The following is a 24,241-nucleotide window of genomic DNA, read 5'->3' on the forward strand; positions in this document are numbered from 1 at the left end:
AGGCGGCATCGGCACGCCACTGGCCAAAATGCGCCTTGTTCGACACATCCGGGATCAATACATCAAGATCCCTAACAGAAGGTCCAAGGATGCCGGAATTACCTGAGGTCGAAACCGTTCGCCGCGGCCTGGAGCCTGTTCTTGTCGGGCGGGCCTTGTTGCGTGTGGATGCGCGCCGTCCCGATCTGCGCTTTCCGCTGCCGGCCAAGTTTGCGGCGAGACTCGAGGGCCGCGTTTTTGAGCGTCTTGATCGCCGCGCGAAGTATCTCGTCGGGCATCTCGACAGCGGCGAAGCGCTCATCATGCATCTGGGCATGACGGGCCGGTTTACCATTTCGAGCGGCGGAGACGACCATGCGCTCGGACAATACGTTTATGACCAGGCCGGGGATCCTCGCCACGATCACGTCGTCTTTCATTTTCCGGACGATCTGGCGGTTGTCTACAACGATCCGCGCCGCTTCGGCTTCATGGTGATGACCCGTAGCGATGAGCTGGAACGCCACCCGTTGATGCGCGAACTTGGGCCCGAACCTTTGTCGGAGGCTTTGACGGCCGATTACCTGAGCGCCCGTGCGGCCGGAAAAAAGGTCAATCTGAAAGCCTTTTTGATGGATCAGCATGTCGTGGCGGGGCTTGGAAACATCTACGTTTCGGAAGCCCTTTTTCGCGCCAGGTTATCGCCTGATCGTGCCGCGTCGAGCCTCGCGGCGCGCGGTGGGGCCGCGCGAGCGGCAAATCTCGTCCGATCGATCAAGGATGTGCTGGACGATGCAATCACCGCCGGCGGATCGACGTTGCGCGATTATCGCCATGCCGACGGTTCGCGTGGCGGCTTTCAGGAAAAGTTCTTCGTCTACGATCGTGAGGGAGAGCCGTGTCAGCGCGATGGCTGCAGAGGTGTGTTGCGGCGTGCTGTGCATCAGGGAAGGGCGACGTTCTACTGTGCGGTGTGCCAGCGCTAAAGATCGCGGCGCGGACTCTGCATTAGGGTCCGGTCAAGGCCCGGTGGGTGCGGACCGTGACGGCGCAAATGGCGATGATCGCTAAACCACCCGCCATGAAGACCGCGTTGGCGGCCCAATCACCTTTCGATGTTGCGAGCTTGCCGGATAGAACGAGCCAGCTAAGCGCAACTGCAGCTGCAATTCCGTGCAATGCGGCGAGCATCATAGTGCGGTTGAGTGCGCCGGGCTCGACGAGAGGTGAACCCGGTTTGTTCATCGCTCTGAAGAAGGCATAAAGTCCAACGGCGATGAGCAACATGATGGAGCCGTATTCCCAACCGTGTTGCCAGTGCAGACCGCTCAATTCGTAGCAAAGAAACATTGCGACGCCGCCCCAGGCGTACACGAAAGCAGACAGCGCGGTTGCAGTTTTGATCTGAGCGGAGGCGGCTTGCCAGTCCGGGGCGGCTTTGGCAACGGCCGCGGACTTATTCTTGCCTTCCAGCAAAGCTGCCCAAATCGCGACGGCCGCAAACGCGAGCGCCACTGCGTTGATTGCAAATTTGAGGTCATTGGCCGCACACCAGTACATGCCTGCAAGACTCAGTGCGCATGCGGCGATGAGGATTGGCTTGGGGCGACCCATGCAGATATTCTCAACTGCGCGAGGATGCGAGTGCGTTCGCACAGATGGCGGCGATCGCTAGTCCACCGAAGAAGAAGATGTTGCAAGCCGCCCAGTCCTGATGCGCGGTGTCGCGAGGAAACTTGCCGTCGATCACAAGGCTGATGACGCCCACCATCATGCCGATGAGCTGCACTTTGACGAGAAGGCGGCCAAGGCCCATGACTGATTCATCCTCCTTGCCGGCTTCGGCATCCCGTCCGAGCATGTTGGCGAAGATGATCGAGCCGACAGCAGCGGTGGCGAAGCTCAGGAAGAACTGCCACCACTCCTTCCAGGAGTTTTCATATACCAGCGCGTAGATCACCAGGAGGGCAAGGGCACCCCAGGTCCACACAAGTCCGATGTAGCGAGCGGTCGATGCGGCGATCTCGCTCTTGTGAGCGCCATCGGCCACGAGTGCACGATTTTCGCGAATACCGAGACTTGCGAAGGCCACTGAGACAAGGCCCGTCGAAAGAAGATTGAGAAAGGGCTGGTTGGCTCCGGCGGTGATGATGACGGCACACAGCCCCAGCGTCAGGCTGATCATCCAAGCGCTCAACGACGACATTTGACGTTTCCCCCACAACCGTGCGGCCGGGCCGAAGATCTAAAAGCCCAGGCCGAATCTCGTTCGGACGGCAGAACATACATGAATCTCGTAAAACACCCCTTCCCTTTGCTCAGGCAAATTGAAATTCCAGGCGTCTTTGGGCCGCTGTTTCAGCGATTGACCGGCGATTGGCCCAACGGTATAGGAAACCCAAGCGCCGCTCGGAACGCCAGTTCCGGGCGGTAAAGGTATTTAAAGCCCATCCGGACACCCATTCATCTGGGGGAGGGCCCGTTTCCAGGGTCTCGTTCGGCTTGCGTGCTCCAGACACAAACGAGGACTGTCAAACATGGCCAATACGTCGTCGGCGAAGAAAGCCGAGCGCCAAATGATCCGCCGGACCAAGGTTAACAAGGCCCGCACCACTCGCATGAAGAGCAACGTCCGGACGGTCGAGGAGGCCATTGCCTCTGGCGATCACGAGAAGGCCGCTGCCGCCCTCAAGGCCGCTCAGCCCATCCTGATGCGCACTGCGCAGAAGGGCGTCATCCACAAGAAGACCGCTGCGCGCAAGGTTTCTAGGCTCGCACGCCGCGTCAAGGCCCTTGCTGGCTAAATCCTCTGAAGGGCAGAAAATCGACTTTTTCTCCCTGTTGCATGTTCGCAATAGTAAAGAGCGGGTCCTTCGGGGCCCGCTTTCTTTTTGAACAGTCGTAAATCGTAGGATTCGTGGGCTGATACGAGCAGACTCGCAGTGGCGATGAGATTTCGACTAGGCGCGGGCGTCAGCTCCTCGCAACTATAAAACGACGTTCATGTGACACTTGCGATCACTAAGCTGAGCGTCCGTCACGCCATCTCCACACACAGCTTTTTCCCCTAAGAGTCAGACGCTTTGTCCACACATCTTCTGTTGCGAGGGTGGGTTACACACAATCCTGTGGAAACTTTTTCGCCGTTCCGGAGAGGGGGTGGGCAGCCTTGTGGAGGCTTGCGGGAGAGACGGTTAATGGATAGTAAAAATGAAGCGGATGATTGAGGGCTAACCAGACATCCTCGTGTTGTGGGCGTGCGTAGTATCCAGGGCTTAAATCCAAGTGATTTGCCTGATGGATCCATCGTCAAAACTTGCAGGTCGGCGTTTTCTACTTGGCTCTACTCTTGGGCTTTGCGGAATTGTCTTCGATACTGCTTGTGGTTGTTTGCGGGGTCACTGAGCGAATGCCCTTGTTGGGCGGAGCTTGGTGTAGGAGGCGATGTTGGCGAGTTATGAGGTTGTCCACATCGACGACGTGACGGTCACTCAGGTGTGGGAGCACCTCAAGACCGATCCACGGGCTGTCATGGTGGATGTGCGTACTCAAGCAGAATGGGTCTTTGTTGGGCTGCCCGATTTGTCGGAGGCAGGCAAGCGCCTGCTGACCCAGGAGTGGCAGACGTTTCCCGATAATCGGGTAGACCCGGCATTCGCGGATAACCTCGCTGGCGTCTTGAAAGCCGCCGGCGTTGTCGAAGACGACGAGATATTTTTCATTTGCCGTTCTGGCGGCCGCAGCCGGATGGCGGCGCAGGCGCTTGCGGCAAAGGGTTTCCGGCGTTGCCGGAATGTGGCGGAAGGCTTCGAGGGGCCACTCGATTCCAAGCGTCACCGCGGACGGTTTGCCGGCTGGAAGGCTACCGGCTTGCCGTGGGTTCAGGGCTGAGGGACATCGCGAAGGAGGATCGAGGGGGGCACTGCTGAAGAAGGCAAGAGGGCCCGGCCATTGAGGCCGATGCTGCAGCGCTGTGCGCTTGGAGCAGAGTACGGAATTCAAGATTTAGCTAGTATAGCGGGGAAACTACAAATGCAGCCGATCAAGAAAACCATCGAGGCGGAAGCTTCGCAAGGCGCTGAGGGACGAGGGGCCAAGGTGCGTGCAATGCTCAGAGCGCAGCTTGGCGAGGACATTTACTCCAGCTGGTTCAACGCCATGGAGTTTGATGGTTTCGATGGCAGAGTCGTCAAGGTATCGGTGCCGGTGAAATTCCTGCGCACCTGGATCCAGGCGCATTATTCTGAGCAGCTTCTGGCAGCTTGTCGGAGCGAATTTGCCAACGCAGAGCGCGTCGAGGTGATTTGGCGCCAGCCCGGTGCCGCTGTCGTCCGTCAGGGTGATGGCGCCCAGCAGGCCGACGCCGCCGACGCAGCGAAGGTTCCACAGTCTCTCGGCCAGTCGAGCGATCAAGCCGTCAAGACGGCACCGGCTCCGCTGATCCGTCCGGCCATTCCCGCGACCGTGCGCACGTCTGCCGGTGGGCTTGAGGGTTCGCCGCTCGATCCGCGATACACGTTTGAAAGCTTCGTCATTGGTTCGTCCAACCGCATGTCGCACGCTGGCGCCACGCAGGTCGCCGAGACGGTTCTTTCGGATCAGCCGGGCTTCAACCCGCTCTACATCCACTCATCGGTCGGTCTTGGTAAGACCCATCTGCTGCACGCAATTGCTTGGGAAGTGAAGCGCCGCGCGCCGCAGGCCCAGGTCCTTTATCTTACGGCCGAACGTTTCCGCTATCAGTTCGTCGAAGCGCTGCGTTCTTCCGATCCGTTGGCGTTCAAGGAGAAGTTCCGTAACGTCAATCTGCTCCTGATCGACGATTTGGAGTTCCTCCATGGCGAGAAGACCGAGCAGGAATTCGATCACATCATCAACGCTCTGCTCGATGGCGGGCGCCAGGTGGTGGTGGCGTCGGCTCGTGCGCCCAATCACATCGACCGCCTGAATGAGCGTATGCGCTCTCGTCTGCAGCGTGGTCTGGTCACAGAGCTTGGTCCGTTCGACCATGAGCTGCGCCTGAAGGTGCTGGAGAAGCGGCTTGCTGAAAAACGCGCTTCCGATCCCTCCTTCACGTTGTCGAGCGAGGTCTTGGATCTGCTGGCAACGCGCCTGACCGAAAACGGCCGTGAGCTTGAAGGCGCGGTGACCCGTCTTTATGCGACGTGGCAGTACATGCGCACGCCGATCTCGCTCGATATCGCTGAATCGGTGATCCGCGATCTGGTGCAGAGCCTGGAACCGCGCCGCCCCAAGATCGAGGACATCCTGCGCATTATCTCGCGCCACTATGGGGTCTCGAAGGGCGATCTGCTCTCGCAGCGCCGTCATCGCTCGGTGGTATGGCCGCGCCAGATCGGCATGTATCTGGCCAAGCAGCTGACCGCGCGTTCGCTGCCGGAGATAGGCCGCCGGTTCGGCAACCGCGACCACACGACGGTGCTCCACGCCATTCGTAAGATTGAGGGCGAGATTACAGACAATCCGCGCCTGCGCGACGAACTTGAAGAGCTCAAGAAGCTCCTTAACCACTGACCGGCAGCGGGGTAGCTGGCCGTTGGGTGGGCCGGAGATGCGCCTTGGGTGCGTCTTCGGCCCATTTTATTGCTGCAAACCGCTTTTTCTGGGCTATTTGACGGCCTTGCGACGTGTTCTTTGCTTGAATTATCCCCGTTGTTCGGCTCTCATCACGCTCTTCCGCGAGCGATTCAGCTAACGAGCGCGCGCGGCACAAATTATAATATCCTCTAAGCGCGACTGGCGTGGCGGCAAACGAGCCGAAGTCATGCGCGTGCCTCACAACAAAAGACCGGGGAGCCCCATGCGTCTCGAGATCGAACGCGGAGAACTGCTGAAGGCGCTGAGCCACGTAACGAGCGTTGTGGAACGCCGGACCACCATTCCCATTCTCTCCAATGTCATGCTGAAAGCGTCTGGTTCGAGCTTGCAGTTCAGGGCGACGGATCTGGAGCGCGAAGTATCAGAAAGCGTCGACGCCAAGGTTTCGCAAGGCGGTACGCTGACTGTGCCGGCACATATGCTCCATGACATTGTGCGCAAGCTGCCCGAAGGCGCCGAGATCGAGATGAAGCGCGATGGTGATAAGGAGCGCTTGACGCTGACCTCGGGTCATTCGCGGTTTTCGTTGCAGACGCTGTCGGCTGAGGACTTCCCCGACCTAGCGGTCGGTGAGATTGGGCACGAGTTCATCATCGATGCAGCCGACCTCAAAAGGCTGATCGAAAAAACGCGCTTTGCCATCTCGACGGAAGAGACCCGCTACTATCTCAACGGCATCTATTTTCACACCGCCGAAACTGGAAAGACCAAGACGCTGCGCGCGGTTGCAACCGATGGCCATCGCCTTGCGCAAGTCGAGCTTCCGTCGCCAGCGGGCGCGGAGGGTATGCCGGGTGTCATCATTCCGCGCAAGACGGTCCATGAGCTTTCGCGACTTCTAGAAGACGCAAGCGCCAAGGTGAAAGTTGGCGTGTCGCAATCCAAAGTACGCTTTGAGATCGCGAACGTGGTGCTGACCTCCAAGCTGATCGATGGCACGTTCCCTGACTACGGGCGCGTTATCCCACACAACAACGACAAAGAACTGAAGGTCGACAACGCAGCATTTCAGAGTGCGGTCGATCGCGTATCGACGATTGCGAGCGAGCGCGGCCGAGCGGTCAAGCTCAATCTCGATAAGGACAAGCTGATTTTGTCGGTGAACAATCCTGAAGGCGGCAGCGCCACCGAAGAGATTGCGGTGGTATACGCTGCATCCCCGTTGGAGATCGGCTTTAACGCGCGCTATCTGCTCGATATCGCGGGCCAGCTGGAAGGCGAGGAAGCTCGCTTCCTGCTCGCCGATCCCGGTTCGCCGACGATGGTGAAGGATACCGGCTCGGAAGGCGCGCTTTACGTACTTATGCCGATGCGCGTCTGACGCCGTTGAAGGCGTCGGCGCGCTCAAAGGGCTCTTGGTCAGCCGCAGCAACGTGCGATGTCGCGCGGACCTTTCGTGCGCTAGGTTGCGGCCATGACGAGTGATTCCAACAGCCTTTGGGTCGAGCGGCTGAGCCTTACGAATTATCGCAGCTATAGCGCGGTCACGCTCGAAGCAACGCTGCGTCCTCAGGTGATCGCAGGCGCGAACGGCTCAGGCAAAACCAATCTCCTTGAGGCGCTTTCGTTGCTGGCGCCGGGGCAGGGATTGCGCCGCGCCCCGTTCAACGAGATCCCGCGTGCAGCAGGTGACGGCGGCTTTGCGGTCGCTGCACGGGTGCACACCTTGAACGGGCCGGCAGACATTGGGACGGGATTGCAGCCGGGTGCGGGCGGATCGGAGCGCGGCCGGATCGTGCGCATCGACGGTGTGCAGCAGTCGGGCTCCGGTGCGCTCGCCGATTATCTGGAGATCGTCTGGCTGACGCCCGCGATGGACGGTTTGTTCACCGGCTCGGGAACGGAGCGCCGTCGCTTTCTCGATCGCTTGATTTTATGTTTCGACCCTGCCTATCGGACCCTGGCAGGTCGCTTCGAGCGCGCGATGACCTCGCGTAATCGCCTGCTTTCCGACGGCGTGCGCGACGATGCCCAGCTGTCCGGGTTCGAGCTGGTAATGGCCGAGACCGGCGTTGCAGTGGCGGCCGCGCGTCTCGAAGCAGTGGCGGCCATGGCGCGCATTATAGCCGAACGCCGCGCGCGCGATCCGGACTCCGCATTTCCCTGGAGTGGACTTGCTATCGAAGGCCGCATCGAGGACGACTTGGCCGCCATGCCGGCGCTTGAAGCCGAGAACGCTTATGCGCGCGCGCTTCGCGGGATGCGCGAGCGCGATCGCGCGGCAGGGCGGACGTTGGAGGGGCCGCATCGCTCCGATCTTGCGGTTGTCCACGGGCCCAAGCAGATCGCAGCGCGTTTGTGCTCCACGGGCGAGCAAAAAGCTTTATTGATCGGTCTTGTGCTGGCCCATGCGGAATTGCTTACGGCGCGCCAGGAAGGGGCAGCGCCCATTCTGCTGCTTGATGAAATCACAGCGCATCTCGACCGGCATCGGCGGGCGGCGTTGTTTGACGAAATTTTGCGGCTGAAAGCGCAAGCCTGGATGACGGGAACCGACATTTCAGCCTTTGAGGACCTGCACGGAAGGGCTCAGTTCTGGGCCGTCGACGAGACGGGGCTGAGGCCGGCTGAAGCTGCTTGAGGTGGGCGGCAATCGGCCGCACGCAAATTATTGAATTTCAAAAAGAAACACCAAGTACTTAGCTCCGCGGAAATGACGGTTTTTTGACGCAAGTGCGGGCGGTTCGTGCTATATATCAGACAACCAATTTCCACCCACTACAGGTCCATTGATGAGCCCCCAGAGCGCTAGGAAGACTCCGATGCCGGAAGATTACGGCGAGGACAGCATCAAGATGCTGAAAGGCCTCGACGCCGTGCGTAAGCGTCCGGGCATGTACATCGGTGATACCGATGACGGATCGGGCCTGCATCACATGATCTACGAGGTCGTCGATAATGCCATCGACGAGGTTCTCGCAGGTCATGCGCAGAGCTGTCAGGTGACGCTCAACTCTGATGGGTCATGTACCGTGCGCGACGATGGCCGCGGGATTCCGGTCGGCATCAAGCAGGATGACGACAACGATCCCAAGCGCTCGGCCGCCGAGATCGTTTTCACCGAGCTTCACGCGGGCGGCAAGTTCGACCAGAATTCCTACAAGGTTTCCGGTGGTCTCCACGGCGTCGGCGTGTCGGTGGTGAACGCGCTGTCGAGCTGGCTGAAGTGCCGGATCTGGCGTCACGGCAAAGAGCATCAGATCGAGTTCAACAACGGCGTAGCGATTGCGCCGTTGAAGGTCGTTGGCGACGCTGCCGACGAGCGCGGCACGGAGGTTTCTTTCCTTCCCTCGCTTGAAACGTTCCATAACGTCACCGAGTTCGACTATGGAACGTTGGAGCATCGCCTGCGCGAACTGGCGTTCTTGAACTCCGGCGCCAAGATCGTTCTGACCGATGCGCGCCATGCAGACATCAAGCGCGAAGAATTCCTCTACGAAGGTGGAACGAGCGCATTTGTACGCTTTTTGGACCGCTCCAAGTCGGCACTCATCCCTGAGCCGATCATGATCCGCTCCGAAAAGGACGGCATCGGCGTCGAGGTCGCGCTGTGGTGGAACGACAGCTATCACGAGACGGTGTTGGCCTTCACCAACAACATTCCGCAGCGTGACGGCGGTACGCACTTGGCCGGTTTCCGCGCTGCACTGACACGTATCGTCAACAAATACGCGGAAGAGAGCGGCATCGCGAAGAAGGAGAAGGTGAACCTTTCGGGCGACGACGCGCGCGAGGGCTTGACGTGTGTGCTGTCGGTCAAAGTGCCCGATCCCAAGTTCTCCTCGCAGACGAAGGACAAACTCGTGTCCTCCGAGGTGAAGCCGGTGGTCGAAACCGCCATTGGCGATCAACTGGGCGCATGGTTCGAGGAGCACCCGAAGGAAGCCAAGATTATCGTTGGCAAGATCGTGGATGCAGCACTCGCCCGTGAGGCCGCCCGCAAGGCTCGCGAACTGACACGTCGCAAGGGCGCGCTTGACGGTCTTCGCCTGCCGGGTGGTCTTGCCGAATGCCAGGATCGCGATGCTTCGAAGACGGAACTCTTTATCGTTGAGGGCGATTCGGCCGGCGGCTCCGCCAAGCAGGGTCGCAAACGTGAATTCCAGGCCGTGCTTCCGATCCGAGGTAAGATCCTCAACGTGGAGCGCGCGCGCACCGACAAGATGCTCTCGTCCGAGCAGGTAACGAACATCATTGGAGCGCTCGGCACAGGCATCGGTCGCGACGAGTTCAAGCTCGATAAACTGCGCTATCACAAGATCATCATCATGACGGACGCCGACGTCGACGGTGCACACATTCGCACGCTGCTGTTGACGTTTTTCTATCGCCAGATGCCGGATTTGGTCGATAAAGGTCACGTCTACATCGCCCAGCCTCCGCTCTATAAAGTGCAGAAGGGCAAACAGCACCAGTATCTGAAAGACCAGCGCGCGCTGGAGGACTATTTGATCGATACGGGCATCAACGATGCCGTGCTGGTGACGGGCGAAGGTACCGAACGGGCTGGGCGCGACTTGCGTGACATTCTCGATCAAGCTCGTGCGATCACGGGTGCGATCAACGGTCTGCACTCGCGTTACAATCGTTCTGTTGTTGAGCAGGGGGCGATCGGCGGCATCTTCGATTCAAGCATTCTTGCGACGCCAAATGCCGAGAAGGCCAACGCAATCGCCGAGCGCATCGCCAATCGGCTCGATGCGATCGCCGAGGAAATGGAAACGGGTTGGGAAGGCCGCTACGGTAACGACGGTTACGTATTCAAGCGCGAAGTGCGCGGCGTGACAGAGGTCCACACCATCGACCGCAACCTGCTTGGTTCACAGGACGCGCGCCGTCTGCATGAGCGCCAGGGGCATTTGTGGGAAGTCTACGGGACGCCGGCGAAGCTCAGGCGCAAGGAGAAAGTAGATATCATCAGCGGACCGCGCTCGTTGCTCGACGCTGTTTATGAGCACGGCCGCAAGGGCCTTGAGCTGCAACGCTACAAAGGGCTGGGCGAGATGAACCCGGACCAGCTGTGGGAAACGACGCTCGATCCTGAGGTACGCACGCTGCTTCAGGTCAAAGTCGGCGACCTTTCCGAGGCCGACGAGATCTTCTCCAAGCTCATGGGCGATGTGGTAGAGCCTCGTCGTGAGTTCATTCAGGACAACGCGCTTAACGTGTCCAACCTCGACGTCTGATTGCTTGGCGAGCCGAAGCAAACAAAAAGGCGGCCGCTTCTATTCTGAGATCTGGCATTTAACGGTAGCGGCGCTTCAGCACGCACTTGTAGCCGTTCCAGTAACGCTTCTTTCCGCACGAGCTCTTGTAGCTCTTATAGCGCCACGTTTCCGGGTGATATCGGCGGTCCCATGCTAACGGAACGCTGGGATCTGCAACCGTGTCACGCAGACGAAGCGCTTGTTCGTCATTGTCTTCGTAGGCTTGGGCTTGGCCGGCGCCGAGCGCGGCAAAGAGGGGCATCGCGGCGATGGCGAACATCGTTGCGAACCCCTTAGCTGTTTGCATTCTTCCGATTGTCATTTCTCTAAGACTCCTGGATTGGCGCTCAGGCGTGGCCGAGCATGCCGGGACCTCCGTCTGCCTTTAATCTAGTTAAACCGGCTTGCGATTGTAAGGTTTGAGCTGCGTTAGGATTATCAAAACGCTGCAAATCGCAGTGTGCGGCGCACACTCAGCCAACGGTCTCTGCGCTGAAGGTCGCCTCGATCACCTTGTCGTTGCGCGCGGGGGGGCGTGCGCCATGTTTCTCCAAATGGGCCCTTAAAAGGGCAATGTTCTTCCGGTTGGATTTGAACGCGAGGTCGAACATGTCGCCGACAATCGGTATGCTTCCGAGCACGGTGTCGATCGTGGTGTTGGTCGCCATGCGAGCGATCACGAAGCGCGACGCGCCCAGCCGACGAGCCTCCCATATCAAATAGCTGCCAATGGCGCCCGATATGGCGTCGCCAATGACAGGCAGAAGGCCGAGCAGCGCATCAAGACCCATGACAATGGCGGTCCCGGGAATACGCACTGCGCTATCCATGACTGTGGCGAGAGCCTCAAGCCGCGCGAGCGTCGCTTGAACATCGTCATGCTGCGGCATGGGCGAGGCTTTTGAGACGTGTTCGCGCGGGCGGCTGAAACGGTCGGTCGCGTGAGCAGCGTGCAATCGTGTCATCCTCTCTGAAACAGTCGGGCAGTGAAAGCACCCGTGAGGCTTGAGATGGGAGATTTCGCAGAGAAGACAAGTGCACGCGCCGGGAACTTCAAAAACGGTACATGCGTTGAGAACTATCGCACACGCGTATCCGTGCTGCCGGCTGGCAGCTTTCGCACTGCTTTGCACAGGAGGCATTTTATGGATCGGAACGTGGCGCAGTCGAAGCAGGATGCGTCTGAGATCAAAACCTTCGAAGAGTTCTGGCCGTATTACCTTGGCGAGCATAGCGATGACAAAACGCGCCAGATGCACATCTTCGGCACGGCGGTTGCCATTGGGAGTTTGGCGGCGTACGCGGTGACGCGACGGCGCGGCTTTCTGGTGAGTGCGTTGGCAGGATCCTACGGCCCAGCATGGCTTTCACATGCCGCCATCGAGCACAACAAGCCCGCTACGTTGACATATCCTTGGTGGTCACTCCGCGCCGATTTGAAGATGTTTGCGCTGTGGCTCGACGGCAAACTCGACAAGGAGCTTGCGGCTCGCAAAATCTCAAGCCGGACGGCGCGTCGTACCGTCCCGGTTCAAAAGTAAGGCTGCGCTTCGATGTGGGGTGAGGGCGCTAAGCGCCCTTGTCACCAGCTACTACCTTGCCGATCCAGTCGTCTATGGTCACGGTGCCTAACTCGGCCACCTTTGCTACCTCAGCGGGCCGAAGCGTGTCTTGCATGAGATCGATCCGCTTCCACTCGCAGAACGGTGTCTCGGCCTCCACGCCCGGGGCATAGCGCGAGCGTTCCACCTTTTGATAGCGGTGAATGTAGCGGGGGCAGTTCATCCAGGTCTCGCTGACGGCGACCTTGACGACCATTTCGGCTTCCTTGAACAGCGACATCAGCGGGCCTTCCCTCACCAATTCCGCCCGGCCTTGGAGGCGGGTGCGGAAGGGTCGCTCGAAATCAATGAACAGACAGCCGATCTCGGAATTTCCGGCGATGTTGCCCATCGACAGATACATGCCGTTGCCGTCGTAGTTCGGGAACGCAATTGTTGTCGGATCGATGACCTTCACGAAGCCCGGCGTGCCGCCTTTGTAGGACACGGTTGGGCGACCGTTGTGATCGACTGTAGACAGAAAGAACATGTCCCGGCTTTCGATGAAGGCCTTGCCCATGTCGTCGATATCGGGCCGCACCACGATCTCTTCGACGCGGTCTGCGAGCTTACGGCTATCGAACACATCTTGCAGCTCGCGATGCTTCTCTCCGTATAGACGGCTCATATGCGTTTGCTCCCCTTCGCCAGACGTATTTTGCGGCGGACTATAGGGGCTGCGGCAAACGTGCGCATCAGCTTTTAGTAGTGTCGCCACGTTTGGCCAAGGGATGGTGATCGTTGACGAGTTTCTTCAGCCGCTCTTGCAGAACGTGCGTGTAGATTTCGGTGGTCGAGATGTCGGCATGACCGAGCAATTGCTGCACTGCGCGCAAGTCGGCGCCGCGATCGAGCAAATGGCTTGCAAAGGCGTGACGCAAGACATGCGGCGACACGCGCTCTGGGTCGATCCCCGCTTCCTCCGCCAGTTCTTTCAGGTCAAGCGCAAAGCCTTGCCGTGTGACGTGGCCTTCTGCTGACTTGGAGGCAAATAGCCAGCGTGAGTTATCGTGGCGGCCAGAGACGGCAAGATACTGGTCAAGCGCCATGCGTGCCGACGGGTTCAGCGGTACCAGGCGCTCGCGGCCACCCTTACCCTTGATGGTGAGCACGCGCGGATCGCCACGCAGAACGCTACGCGGCAGAGAAACCAATTCGGTCACGCGCATACCGGTAGCGTAAAGAAGCTCAAGCAGGCAGCACAGACGCAAAGCTCGAAAGAGCGCGTGGCCCTCCTGACCCGCGACACGCGCGTGGGCCGCTGCAATCAAACGATCGACATCAGCGATACTCAGTACAGTTGGCAACGGCCGTACCCTTTTGGGTCCGGAAATGCCTTCCGAGGGATCCGTATCGATCGCGTTTTCGCTGACGAGAAATTTGTAGAGCTGGCGGATCGCCGATAGGCGACGCGCGCGTGAGGCTGGAGACAGGCCGTCTTGCGAAAGATGCTGGATGTAGGACTGGATCGTCCGCGAGGTCACAGCATCGAGCGTGGAAGTTTGCTTTTCGACGAAGGCGCAGAAATCCCACAGGTCGCGCTCGTAAGCGGCGATGGTGTTGTCGGCGGCTCCGCGTTCGGCTGCCAGCATCGCCAGGAAGGACTTGAGCAGTAGCGCGTCGCCCCCTTGGGCGGTCTCGGGAACCGCAGCAGCGCGATTGTCAGTTTCGTCAATGTTGCGGTCTTGGCCCATCGCGATCTCAGTTGATTGCAGTGCGCGGCCAGTTGGCAAACAGAGCCTCAAAGCCCAGACGACGGGCATCGGACTCAAGCCCTGCGCGTTTCAAGGCTCGAATGCTGTCGCCGAGTGCAATCATGTTTGCACCTTCCGCTCCCGTAGGTCCGAGAGCCTTCATGGCACGCAGGACCGTATGGCCAAATTCCTTCTTCTTGGCAGCATCACGCAATTCCGACAGGACCCCGGTTTCAGGTAGGTAGCCGGTAGTTGGTTGCGGCGAGCGGCTTGAAATTTCCCACAACGGAATGGGTACCATGTACTGGAGTGCATCGAGTACAGTGGCGAGCCGGTTGAGCGCATCGGGCGCAAAGCGCGAATGCCGCGCCAGGACTTCAAGCTCGCTCAGATGTTGACCTTGTGGCTCGATGTTAGCCCCGGCGATGTCGGCGAGCGCCAGCCAGTGGGTGTAGCCGGCGCCGTCAGGGCTGGCGGTTTGAGAAAGGGCAACCCAATCGTAAGTCATCTTGTAGTTTCCTGAGACAAGTCCGATTTCAGCAGCCGTTTCTGTGAACCAGGATAGCTCGGGTTGGACCGGAACTTGTGCCGTGGTCCGGGCCAGCATCGTCATGACCGGAAATGTGAGCCCATCGGTGCGTGCGTCGTCGACGAGCGCGCGGATGAGCCTGGTCTTCTTCATTGGTGTGCGTTCGCCTTCGGCGGCCTTGAACAAGGCTGCACGGCGCGCCGCACCAGTGAGTCCACCTGATCCAGACAACAACGCTTCCACGTGCTGGGGTGTACCCAATGCACTGTAGATGGCGGCAAGCGCATCCGGTGGTACGCCGTTGAGCTTTGCACCTGCTTCCGCCGCGGCAAGCCTGAGATCGGGCGGACTGGCACTATCGTTGGTCAAGGCGACGAGAAGTGCGGGCTCGGCTTTATCGAGATCGGAGGCCGAAGGAGGCGCGCCTGCGGCTTCGAGCAGCCTATAATCGATGAGGCCGAGGCGGCCTTCGATCTTTGCGGCGGGTTTGACGCCAATGGAAATTGCGTCCAGAGCGGCGAGTCCCGGCGTTTGTTGTAGCCCTGCTTCTCGTGCCAACTCGGCGGCCAATCCAGCGCCTGCGGTATCGCCGGAGACCGCCGCGCAATAGCCGTTCAGAAGCGCGGCCTGCGCGATGACGACTTTCGGAGTGTCGGCTTTAAGCCCGACAACGTGCTGGGAAAGCGCGCACGCCTTGTTGCGATCTGCATTGGCGAGCGCGTTGCGAGCCGCGAACAGTGCGACGACCGGATCATTCGGCGAAGCATTGGCAAGCTCTGCCGTCGCTTCACTGACAAGCCCTGAACGATAGAGTGCTTCGAGCCTTAAAGCGGTGAACTTGGCGTCGCCCGTCTGCCCGGCCGGAGGTGTCACGTTGGAGGTGATCAGGCGCTTCCAGAGACCGTGCAAAGCAGGCGAGCGTGGCGGGATCTCGATTTCACTGATGAGCTTTTCAAAGCCCGCAATGTCGACGCCGCGCCAAAGCTCGTAGGGCAGCGCGGAGCCATCGCCCGCCATCACAGGAGCAAGCTCGCTGCTCTCTACTGCCGGTCCGAGGCTGTCGTGCAACACGGCCGTTGCGGGTGCGCTACCCGGGACACGCAACGTCGAACCGGAGCCCTCCGGCGGTCGGTAGGCGTCATCTTTCTTGGCGCCCGCATGACCTGTGGAAACGTTAATTGTGGTGGATGTCAGCAAGAGTACGGCAGCCAGCGTGACGAGTGCCGCCTTGTTTGAACGGCGCCGGTTTTTCGGGCTCGCAAATGGGATCATGGCCTCGGGGACGCTCCTAGCGCCGGATCTTTACGCCTGGAACCGGCTTGCTGATGAGTTGCTGCTCAGGTTCATACTTGGTCGCGAGCACATACAAGCCGCCAAAGAACACGCCGGCGATAGTGCACACCACGAACAGAAAGCGAAAAAGACTAGGCATAGTCTGGTAAATCCCCTCAGTGACCATATCGGAGGGCCAAGTGGCGCGAATATGACCCCAGACGCGGTCAACGCGGCAAAAATATCGTCTTTCAATCGTTTGGCGCAACTTGTCGAAACAACGACAACCTGCATGATTTGCAGGCCTATTGAGATCATGGCATGAGGTGTTCCCAGCCGGTCAGGCGTGCACGCGGAGCGTTCCGCATCTAACCCTGATTCGGATCTGATCTGGCACCGCCACATGAACAACATCGACGCCGTTGCAGATTTAAAGCGCAGACTTGGGTCACGCAGCGTCGTGCTGGTGGGGCTGATGGGCTGTGGAAAGTCATCCATTGGCAAGCGATTAGCCGCCCGGCTTGGCCTACCCTTCGTCGATGCCGACGAGGAAATAGAGACTGTGGCGGCTAAGTCGATCAGCGAAATTTTCGCTGACCACGGCGAGGAATTCTTCAGGGACCGCGAGCGTAAGGTCATTTGCCGGCTGCTAACGCAGGGTCCCCAGATATTGGCGACGGGTGGCGGAGCTTACATGCACCCAGAGACACGTCAGGCCATTGCAGCCAGCGGTATTTCCGTTTGGCTTAAGGCCGATCTGTGCGTTCTGATGCGCCGTGTTTCCAAGCGCGATACGCGGCCGCTGCTCAAGACCCCCAACCCGGAAGCGACCATGCGCAAGCTGATGGATGCCCGCTATCCGGTCTATGCTCTGGCCGACATCGTGGTTGAAAGCCGCGACGAGCCGCACGAGCTTATTGTGACAGAATTGATAGACAAGCTTACTGCGCACATTGAAAACGCGGATCAAGCTAAAGACTGCGTGTCGGTTTCCGCCGCAGATCAACCGCCCGACGCCTCTCAAGGTTGAATGACAAGATGACACTCACGTCCTCCGATACGGAACTTGACCAATCCGCCAACCGCAAAGTCGGCGTAGAGCTGGGAGAACGCGCCTACGACGTTCTCATAGGTCCAGGATTGCTGGCCCAAGCGGGCAATCTCATCGCTGGACGCTTGGGGAAAGTGAAATGCGGGATCGTGACGGACGAGAACGTCGCGCATCATCATCTGGCCGCTCTCGAACGCAGCTTGGCCAGCGCTGGACTTGCTGCGCAAAGCGTCGTCCTGAAACCGGGCGAGGCGACCAAGAGTTTTCGAGAGCTTGCGCCCTTGTGTGAGCGGCTGCTCGAAATGGGGCTTGAGCGCGGTGACATCGTCGTGCCGTTCGGCGGCGGTGTGATTGGCGACCTGGCGGGATTTGCAGCGGGCATTCTGCGCCGCGGTATCCGGTTCGTGCAGATTCCGACATCCCTTCTTGCTCAGGTGGATTCCTCCGTTGGCGGTAAGACCGGGATCAATACGCCGCAGGGCAAGAATCTGGTCGGTGTCTTCCATCAGCCGTCTCTGGTCATCGCGGATACCGACGTGCTGACCACGCTGCCGGTGCGCGAGATGCGTGCAGGCTACGCGGAAGTTGCCAAGTACGGCCTCCTCGGCGACGCCACCTTCTTCGGCTGGCTTGAACAAAACTGGCGCGGCGTGTTTGCGAACGGCGGTCCGCCGCTCGCACATGCGGTCGAAACCAGCGTCAAGGCCAAGGCGGCGATCGTGGCACGCGACGAGACGGAAACAGGAGACCGCGCGCTTCTCAACCTCGGTCATACGTTCGGCCACGCTTTGGAAGCCTGGACCAGCTATTCCGACCGGCTGCTGCATGGCGAAGGCGTTGCCATCGGTATGGCGCAAGCCTTTCGCTTTTCCGAAGAGCAGGGGTTGTGTCCAAAAGGCAGTGCCGAGCGTGTTGCGCGCCATTTGAAGGCGGTGGGGCTACCAACAAAGATTTCGGACATTCCCGGCGGAAAGGCCGATGCAGGCGAACTGTTGCGGCTTATGGGCCAGGACAAGAAAGTCCGCCAAGGGCAACTGACATTCATATTGGTGCGCGGCATCGGCGAGGCGTTCATTGCGCACGACGTTCCCCCGCAGAGTGTGCGAGATTTTCTGGAACGTGAAATTGCCGGCTGACGGCAGGAGATTTGAATTGTGCAGCTTTAGGCGCAATCTTTCAGTGCAAATTCCCCCCAACTGCAACGTGAGGCCCTGACGCTTCGCCATGACCCTCGAAATTGCAATCAGCTTCCTGGTGATCATTCTGTTGGTCGCTCTGTCGGCGTTCTTCAGCGGGAGTGAGACGGCATTGACCGCCGTTTCGCGCGCCCGCATGCACTCCCTGGAAGAGGATGGAAACGTCCGCGCCAAGCTGGTCAACAGCTTGCTGGCAAATTCCGACCGGATGATTGGAACGGTCCTTCTGGGCAACACGCTCGTAGATGTGCTTGCCGCCGCGATGGCATCCAATCTTGCCGTGCAGCTCTACGGCGATGTAGGCGTGGCCTACGCCACCGCCATCATGACCATCGTGATCGTCATTTTCGGTGCCGTGATCCCGAAAACTTATGCTTTGGCCTACGCTGACAAGGGTGCGTTGCTGGTTGCGCCAATCATGCGGGTTCTCATCGTGCTGCTAACTCCGGCTACCCGCTCCATCGCTTTCTTCGTGCGCCAAATCTTCAAGTTGACGCCGACGCATGTCGATGACGAAGCCAATATTCTGGCCGCACACGAAGAGATCCGCGGCACCATCGACCTGCAGGCCAAGGAAGGCGCGGTGACAAAGGAAGCAGCCGAGATGCTGGGCGGCGTGCTTGATCTGCGCGATCTGCAGGTGGCCGATGTAATGGTTCACCGGACCAAGATGGACACGGTGTCGGCCGACGATCCGCCCGATAAGATCGTTGCTGAGATTCTAAAGCACCAGAATTCGCGTATGCCGATCTGGAAGGACGAGCCGGAAAACATCGTAGGCGTCCTACATACGAAGGATCTGTTTGCCGCGCTGGGCCGCGCGGGCTGGGATCCCAACAAGCTCGACATCATGAGTTTTGCAACCGAGCCGTGGTTCGTGCCCGACACGACAAGCGTCAGGGAGCAGCTCAATCAGTTCTTGAAAAAGAAGGCGCAGATGGCGCTCGTTGTCGATGAGTACGGCGAGGTGCAGGGGCTCATCACGCTGGAGGACATCCTGGAGGAAATCGTTGGCCAGATCGCCGATGAGCACGACATTCAGGAGACCAATATCAGACCGCAGCCGGATGGCACCGTGAACGTTGACGGTACCGTCGCCATCCGCGATCTCAACCGGCAGATGGACTGGAGCCTGCCGGACGACGAAGCCACGACGATCGCAGGGCTCGTCATTCACGAAGCGCAGGTGATCCCCGAGCCAGGGCAGATATTCAACTTTCACGGCTATCGATTTGAGGTGCTGCGCAAGACGCGCAATAAGATCACCGCTCTACGCATCACCCCTCTGGCCGATGTGGTCTCTGTTGGCGCCGATACGACGGAAGCCACACAGCCAGCGGGCGGCGCTACCGGAGCCTGACGAAAGCGCTTTGGCCCGTCTCAAGGATCAGGACATCGCTTCGCCCGGCGCATAAGTGGCGAGTGCAAGCGCGTGTACCGTGCCGCCAACCTCGCCTTTGAGCGCTTCATTGACCATGCGGTGACGTTCCACCCGCGATTTGCCCGCAAAGGCAGGCGTAACGACCAGCACGCGGAAATGGCTCTCGCCCGTTCCCGGTGAGGATCGGTGGCCGGCGTGCTTTTCCGATTCATTGATGACGTCGAGCCGCGTTGGCTCGAGCGCGACCATCAGTTTTTCCCGGATGCGCTGTTCGACCGACATTCTTCAATTCCCTTTTTTGTGATCAAATTTCTGATGGGCCCATTTACCGCGCGTCAAGGCCTAATTTTGGAATTTTTCGTTCCCACATGAACGCGGCATTAAGCCCTGGCCGCCCAAGTTCATCGCTGAGCAGTGTTGCTCAGGTTCGTCTTGTGAAGTGCGCGCTCAACCATCATACTCACGCCCCCATGAAGCTACAGTCAAAATACTTCGACAGCATCCGAGTCTCCGGCAAGCGCGGATCCTCCTCCAAGCGCGAGGAAACGCACGCGACTTGCCAATGGAAGGGCTGCGACAAACCCGGGCGCCACAGAGCGCCCGTCGGGCGCGGGCACGAGGGCGAATACTACCACTTCTGCATGGATCACGTGCGGCAGTACAACCAGACCTACAACTACTTCGACGGCATGAATGACGCCCAAGTCGACGAGTTCCGTAAGGATGCCATCACTGGGCATCGTCCGACTTGGAAGGTCGGCGCAAATGCGTGGGCGCATGGAACACGCGATTCAGCGCGCTCAGCGGAGGCCGCCGCCAACATCAAAGCTGGCGGTGCGACCGGAACGCGCGCCCGCACGTCTAAAGCCCAGGCGCGCGCCGAGTATCGCCGCAACCTGAAGCCCCTGGAGCGAAAGTCTCTACGGGTCCTGGATTTGCCGGAAACGGCGAGCCGCGAGGACATAAAGACGCGCTTCAAGTCCCTCGTTAAGCTTCACCATCCCGATGCAAACGGCGGGGACGCCCGCTCGGAGGAAATGTTGCGCGAGATCATCCAAGCCTATAATTACCTGAAGCAGGCGGGGCTGGCCTGACGAGAAACGGCGTCAGGCGGCCACCCAGGGAGAGCCGCGCGCAAAGCGGTAAACCTCGGTAAAGACCCCGCAGCGGTCCACTCAACGCCGGGAAATTGTTCACGACATGCGCACACAAGCGAGCGGAGGGGCATCGAGCCCGGTAGCGGCCATGCCCGACATGAAGCTGTCGGTGAGACAGGTTTTTGGTATCGACAGCGATCTCGAACTGCCTGCGTATTCAAAGGCCGACGAGCACGTCCCCGACCTCGATCCGGATTATCTGTTCAATCGGGATGTGACGCTGGCGATACTGGCAGGCTTCAAGCACAATCGCCGTGTGATGATCCAAGGCTATCACGGCACTGGCAAGTCAACGCATATCGAGCAGGTGGCCGCCCGGTTGAACTGGCCCTGCGTCCGCGTCAACCTCGACAGCCACGTTTCGCGTATCGATCTGGTCGGCAAGGACGCGATCGTGCTGAAGGATGGCAAGCAGGTGACCGAGTTCAAGGAAGGAATCCTTCCTTGGGCCCTGCAGAACAACGTTGCTCTTGTTTTCGACGAATACGATGCGGGACGTCCCGATGTCATGTTCGTTATCCAGCGCGTGCTGGAGGTTTCCGGTAAGCTGACGCTGCTCGATCAGTCGAAGGTGATCCGCCCCCATCCTGCGTTCCGTTTGTTTGCAACCACGAACACGATCGGTCTGGGTGACACTTCGGGCCTTTATCACGGCACGCAGCAGATCAACCAGGGACAGATGGACCGTTGGTCGATCGTAGCAACGCTCAACTACCTGCCACACGATGATGAAGCACGCATCGTGCTCTCCAAGGTCAAGGCGTTTGCCAAGACGGAAGCCAAACGCAAGCAGGTGTCGCAAATGGTTCGCGTCGCCGATCTCACTCGCTCCGCGTTCATCAACGGCGATCTATCGACGGTGATGAGCCCGCGCACGGTCATGACGTGGGCGGAGAACGCGGAAATTTTCGGCGACATCGGCTTTGCGTTCCGAGTGACGTTCCTCAACAAGTGCGATGATCTGGAAAAGCCGCTGGTGGCGGAGTTCTATCAGCGTTGCTTCGGCGAGGAGCTTCCTGAGAGCACCGCTAACGTTGCGTTGAGCTGACCGGCACATGGCGTTCATCGGAGAGACCTGCTCCAAGCGGTATTTGTTCACGCCTGAGAACATCTCTGACGTCGCTTTGCGCCTGGGAGACACCAATCCAGCCCATCACGACAGCGAAATGGCGGCGGCCACGCGCTTTGGCGGGTTGATCGCTTCTGCGGGGCATTCAACGGGCATTTTTGTCTCGCTTCTGGCGGAATACTTCACGCAGAAGGGCGAGGCTTACGGATTGGAGTTTTCGTACAAACTCCGCCGCGCGGTGCTCGCTGGGCTTGATGCGCGGCTGACTTGGCGCATCGTAGCGATCGAGCCGTCCCACAAGCTCGGCGGCGACATCATAAAGTTGCATGGTGAGCTGTCTGGCGACGACGGCCGCGTCTATATCGAAGGTCAAGGCGCACTGCTTTTGATCGAAAAGGCGGGAAAAACAGCTATCGCCTAGGGCCGTCAACCAACCCGACGAGGTTGGTGCTGTGGGTCGGGTGGTAAAATCGCCAACATCAAACGTCTTCGTAGTTAAGCTTGATGCCAGAGCCTGAGGCTCCCTCTTGCGGTGCGGCATGGGCTGTGGTTGGGTCAGGTTGACCGATCGGATCGAGCAACGATTTTTCGCCCGTGGCTACATCTCCCACCAAACGTAAAGAAGCGCCCTCTGAACCCTTGAAACGCGTTCTGGGGCCGACGCTGCGCGCAGTTGCGGGCAACGCGGAAGTCGAGGTCGGATACGGACCTGGACGGCCCGAGGTATCGCTAAATTCCGTGCAGCTTCCAGAACCCCCGCGCGTGCCATCGGCAAAGGATATTGCGGTGGTGCGCGGATGGGCGGACAGCATTGCACTTAGCCTTGGCTGTCATGACGCCAAGATCCACAAGCGCATCGCGCCGCCGCCAGGCGCTGGACGCACTGTGTTTGAAGCTGCGGAAAAAGCGCGCGTGGAAGCGCTGGGTGCGAACCGGATGGCGGGAATGGCGCACAATCTGTCCGCACGTCTTGAAGACGTCTACAGTCACAATCGCTTCGCCAAGCCGATGGAGCGCGAAGAGGCACCGTTGGAAGATGCCTTGTCGCTCATCATTCGTGAGCGCCTCACCGGATTGCCGCCTCCCGCCTCTTGCAAGGGGTTGGTCGACGCATGGCGGCCGATTATCGAAAGCAAGGGCGCGAACGTTCTCAAGAAGCTCGAAGGCGTTGGCGAACAGCAGGAGCTCTTTGGTCGGCAGATCCGCGATCTGCTGAAGGCTCTGCACATGGTCGAGGATACCGACGCCGAAAAGCCCGACCAGGACGACGAGACGGAATCGGAAAACTCGCCCGAAGGCGGCGCCGAGGAGGCAGAGGACAGCCAGGACGAGAGCAGCGAAGGCCAGGACAAGTCCAGCGACGAAGAGATGTCGGATGGACAGACCTCAGAAACCGAGGAGATGGCCGACACCAGCGATGTCGAGCCCTCCGACGTGGACGACGAGAATTTCGACGAAGAGGAAGCGCCTGCGCCATGGCGTCCCAATGAGAACGTTCTCGATAATCCTGAGGCCTTTGGCTACAAGGTTTTCACCCGCGCCTTCGATGAAGAAATCGCGGCAGAAGAACTTTCCAGCCCTGAAGAGCTGGAGCGTTTGCGCGCCTTTCTCGACAAGGAACTGAAGTCGCTGTCAGCTGTCGTTGCGCGACTGGCAAACAAGCTTCAGCGCAAACTTCTCGCGCAGCAGAACCGCGGTTGGGATTTCGATCTGGAGGAAGGCGTGCTCGACGCGGCGCGCCTGCCGCGCATCATCATCGATCCTATGCATCCACTGTCGTTCAAGCGCGAGCGCGATACGAGCTTCCGCGATACCGTTGTGACGCTGCTGCTGGATAACTCGGGCTCCATGCGAGGGCGGCCGATCATGGTTGCGGCGTGCTGTGCCGATATCCTTGCGCGTACGCTTGAGCGCTGCGGCGTCAAGGTTGAGATATTGGGTTTCACGACTAAGGCGTGGAAAGGCGGACAGTCGCGTGAGGAGTGGCTTTCAGCGGGCAAGCCCGGTTCGCCGGGCCGGCTCAACGACCTCCGGCACATCATTTACAAGACGGCCGACGCGCCATGGCGGCGTTCGAAGAATGCGCTGGCGCTGATGATGCGCGAGGGACTTCTCAAGGAGAATATTGATGGCGAAGCGCTGGCGTGGGCGCATGCGCGTCTTCTGGCCCGGCCCGAGCAGCGCCGCATTCTCATGATGATCTCCGACGGTGCGCCGGTCGATGACTCCACGTTATCGGTGAATTCCGGCAGTTACCTGGAGCACCACTTGCGTCAAGTCATCCACGAAATTGAATCTCGATCCTCGGTTGAATTGTTGGCTATTGGAATCGGCCACGATGTTACCCGTTACTACTCGCGCGCGCTGACCATTTCCGATCCGTCCGAGCTTGCCGGCGCGATGACGGAGAAGCTCGTGGAGCTGTTTGACGAAAAGCCTCCTGCCGAGGCGCCTATGCCGCGACGTCGGGCGCGCGTGCACTGACA

The 24,241-nt window shown here is 59.5% G+C and carries 24 protein-coding genes; 15 read left to right on the plus strand and 9 right to left on the minus strand.

Going from position 1 to position 24,241, the window contains the following annotated elements:
• The first annotated feature begins 89 nt into the window (after positions 1-89).
• Positions 90-965, plus strand: a complete 876-nt coding sequence (mutM, locus tag R3D51_05550) for a bifunctional DNA-formamidopyrimidine glycosylase/DNA-(apurinic or apyrimidinic site) lyase (protein ID MEZ5898940.1) — start codon at positions 90-92, stop codon at positions 963-965.
• A 22-nt stretch (positions 966-987) separates the two neighbouring features.
• Here the strand turns inward: mutM and R3D51_05555 are convergent, their stop codons facing one another.
• Both R3D51_05555 and R3D51_05560 read right to left on the minus strand, forming a co-directional pair.
• Entirely contained in the window at positions 988-1,593 is a 606-nt protein-coding gene (locus R3D51_05555; GenBank protein ID MEZ5898941.1) for a hypothetical protein, read from the minus strand.
• 10 nt (positions 1,594-1,603) lie between these two features.
• Positions 1,604-2,185, minus strand: coding sequence for a hypothetical protein (locus tag R3D51_05560; GenBank protein MEZ5898942.1), 582 nt, complete (start codon positions 2,183-2,185; stop codon positions 1,604-1,606).
• A 331-nt stretch (positions 2,186-2,516) separates the two neighbouring features.
• On the opposite strand from R3D51_05560, the gene rpsT reads away from it, so the two are divergent.
• From rpsT to gyrB, 6 genes are all read left to right on the plus strand, one after another.
• The gene (rpsT, locus tag R3D51_05565; GenBank protein ID MEZ5898943.1) at positions 2,517-2,783 is read left to right on the plus strand and encodes a 30S ribosomal protein S20; all 267 of its coding nucleotides are present in this window, start codon (positions 2,517-2,519) and stop codon (positions 2,781-2,783) included.
• A 640-nt stretch (positions 2,784-3,423) separates the two neighbouring features.
• Positions 3,424-3,870 (plus strand): rhodanese-like domain-containing protein, encoded by a 447-nt coding sequence (locus tag R3D51_05570; GenBank protein MEZ5898944.1) that lies wholly within the window; start codon positions 3,424-3,426, stop codon positions 3,868-3,870.
• Between the two features lie 141 nt (positions 3,871-4,011).
• Positions 4,012-5,514: a chromosomal replication initiator protein DnaA gene (dnaA, locus tag R3D51_05575; protein ID MEZ5898945.1), complete on the plus strand. Its 1,503-nt coding sequence runs from the start codon at positions 4,012-4,014 to the stop codon at positions 5,512-5,514.
• 286 nt (positions 5,515-5,800) lie between these two features.
• Positions 5,801-6,919 carry a DNA polymerase III subunit beta gene (dnaN, locus tag R3D51_05580; GenBank protein ID MEZ5898946.1) on the plus strand — a complete coding sequence of 373 codons (1,119 nt, stop codon included), beginning with the start codon at positions 5,801-5,803 and terminating at the stop codon, positions 6,917-6,919.
• A gap of 93 nt (positions 6,920-7,012) precedes the next feature.
• Positions 7,013-8,179, plus strand: coding sequence for a DNA replication/repair protein RecF (gene recF, locus R3D51_05585; GenBank protein ID MEZ5898947.1), 1,167 nt, complete (start codon positions 7,013-7,015; stop codon positions 8,177-8,179).
• Positions 8,180-8,330: 151 nt separating this feature from the next.
• Entirely contained in the window at positions 8,331-10,784 is a 2,454-nt protein-coding gene (gene gyrB, locus R3D51_05590; protein MEZ5898948.1) for a DNA topoisomerase (ATP-hydrolyzing) subunit B, read from the plus strand.
• A gap of 58 nt (positions 10,785-10,842) precedes the next feature.
• Here the strand turns inward: gyrB and R3D51_05595 are convergent, their stop codons facing one another.
• Together R3D51_05595 and R3D51_05600 are read right to left on the minus strand one after the other, a co-directional pair.
• Positions 10,843-11,127 carry a hypothetical protein gene (locus R3D51_05595; GenBank protein MEZ5898949.1) on the minus strand — a complete coding sequence of 95 codons (285 nt, stop codon included), beginning with the start codon at positions 11,125-11,127 and terminating at the stop codon, positions 10,843-10,845.
• A gap of 151 nt (positions 11,128-11,278) precedes the next feature.
• Positions 11,279-11,770, minus strand: a complete 492-nt coding sequence (locus tag R3D51_05600) for a DUF4112 domain-containing protein (GenBank protein ID MEZ5898950.1) — start codon at positions 11,768-11,770, stop codon at positions 11,279-11,281.
• A gap of 180 nt (positions 11,771-11,950) precedes the next feature.
• Here R3D51_05600 and R3D51_05605 point away from each other — a divergent pair, with 180 nt between their 5' ends.
• The gene (locus R3D51_05605) at positions 11,951-12,346 is read left to right on the plus strand and encodes a DUF962 domain-containing protein (GenBank protein MEZ5898951.1); all 396 of its coding nucleotides are present in this window, start codon (positions 11,951-11,953) and stop codon (positions 12,344-12,346) included.
• A 28-nt stretch (positions 12,347-12,374) separates the two neighbouring features.
• Here R3D51_05605 and R3D51_05610 read toward each other — a convergent pair whose 3' ends face one another.
• From R3D51_05610 to R3D51_05625, 4 genes are all read right to left on the minus strand, one after another.
• Positions 12,375-13,034 carry a pyridoxamine 5'-phosphate oxidase family protein gene (locus R3D51_05610; GenBank protein MEZ5898952.1) on the minus strand — a complete coding sequence of 220 codons (660 nt, stop codon included), beginning with the start codon at positions 13,032-13,034 and terminating at the stop codon, positions 12,375-12,377.
• Positions 13,035-13,101: 67 nt separating this feature from the next.
• Positions 13,102-14,100, minus strand: a complete 999-nt coding sequence (locus R3D51_05615; protein MEZ5898953.1) for a site-specific tyrosine recombinase XerD — start codon at positions 14,098-14,100, stop codon at positions 13,102-13,104.
• Between the two features lie 7 nt (positions 14,101-14,107).
• On the minus strand, positions 14,108-15,901 hold the full coding sequence (locus R3D51_05620; GenBank protein MEZ5898954.1) for a hypothetical protein: 1,794 nt from the start codon (positions 15,899-15,901) through the stop codon (positions 14,108-14,110).
• A 16-nt stretch (positions 15,902-15,917) separates the two neighbouring features.
• Complete coding sequence (locus R3D51_05625; protein ID MEZ5898955.1) at positions 15,918-16,061, minus strand: hypothetical protein; 144 nt, start codon at positions 16,059-16,061, stop codon at positions 15,918-15,920.
• A 243-nt stretch (positions 16,062-16,304) separates the two neighbouring features.
• Here R3D51_05625 and R3D51_05630 point away from each other — a divergent pair, with 243 nt between their 5' ends.
• From R3D51_05630 to R3D51_05640, 3 genes are all read left to right on the plus strand, one after another.
• Positions 16,305-16,931: a shikimate kinase gene (locus tag R3D51_05630; GenBank protein MEZ5898956.1), complete on the plus strand. Its 627-nt coding sequence runs from the start codon at positions 16,305-16,307 to the stop codon at positions 16,929-16,931.
• Between the two features lie 8 nt (positions 16,932-16,939).
• Positions 16,940-18,088, plus strand: a complete 1,149-nt coding sequence (gene aroB, locus R3D51_05635; protein ID MEZ5898957.1) for a 3-dehydroquinate synthase — start codon at positions 16,940-16,942, stop codon at positions 18,086-18,088.
• Between the two features lie 88 nt (positions 18,089-18,176).
• Entirely contained in the window at positions 18,177-19,508 is a 1,332-nt protein-coding gene (locus R3D51_05640; GenBank protein MEZ5898958.1) for an HlyC/CorC family transporter, read from the plus strand.
• A 27-nt stretch (positions 19,509-19,535) separates the two neighbouring features.
• On the opposite strand, the gene R3D51_05645 is transcribed toward R3D51_05640, so the two are convergent.
• Positions 19,536-19,811: a BolA family protein gene (locus R3D51_05645; GenBank protein ID MEZ5898959.1), complete on the minus strand. Its 276-nt coding sequence runs from the start codon at positions 19,809-19,811 to the stop codon at positions 19,536-19,538.
• A gap of 188 nt (positions 19,812-19,999) precedes the next feature.
• On the opposite strand from R3D51_05645, the gene R3D51_05650 reads away from it, so the two are divergent.
• From R3D51_05650 to cobT, 4 genes are all read left to right on the plus strand, one after another.
• Positions 20,000-20,623 carry a DnaJ domain-containing protein gene (locus R3D51_05650; GenBank protein MEZ5898960.1) on the plus strand — a complete coding sequence of 208 codons (624 nt, stop codon included), beginning with the start codon at positions 20,000-20,002 and terminating at the stop codon, positions 20,621-20,623.
• A 106-nt stretch (positions 20,624-20,729) separates the two neighbouring features.
• Positions 20,730-21,734, plus strand: a complete 1,005-nt coding sequence (gene cobS, locus R3D51_05655) for a cobaltochelatase subunit CobS (protein ID MEZ5898961.1) — start codon at positions 20,730-20,732, stop codon at positions 21,732-21,734.
• Between the two features lie 7 nt (positions 21,735-21,741).
• On the plus strand, positions 21,742-22,176 hold the full coding sequence (locus tag R3D51_05660; protein MEZ5898962.1) for a MaoC family dehydratase: 435 nt from the start codon (positions 21,742-21,744) through the stop codon (positions 22,174-22,176).
• A 173-nt stretch (positions 22,177-22,349) separates the two neighbouring features.
• Positions 22,350-24,239, plus strand: coding sequence for a cobaltochelatase subunit CobT (cobT, locus tag R3D51_05665; protein ID MEZ5898963.1), 1,890 nt, complete (start codon positions 22,350-22,352; stop codon positions 24,237-24,239).
• The last annotated feature ends 2 nt before the right edge of the window (positions 24,240-24,241 follow it).

Source organism: Hyphomicrobiaceae bacterium, assembly GCA_041397645.1.
Classification (GTDB): domain Bacteria; phylum Pseudomonadota; class Alphaproteobacteria; order Rhizobiales; family Hyphomicrobiaceae; genus Hyphomicrobium_B.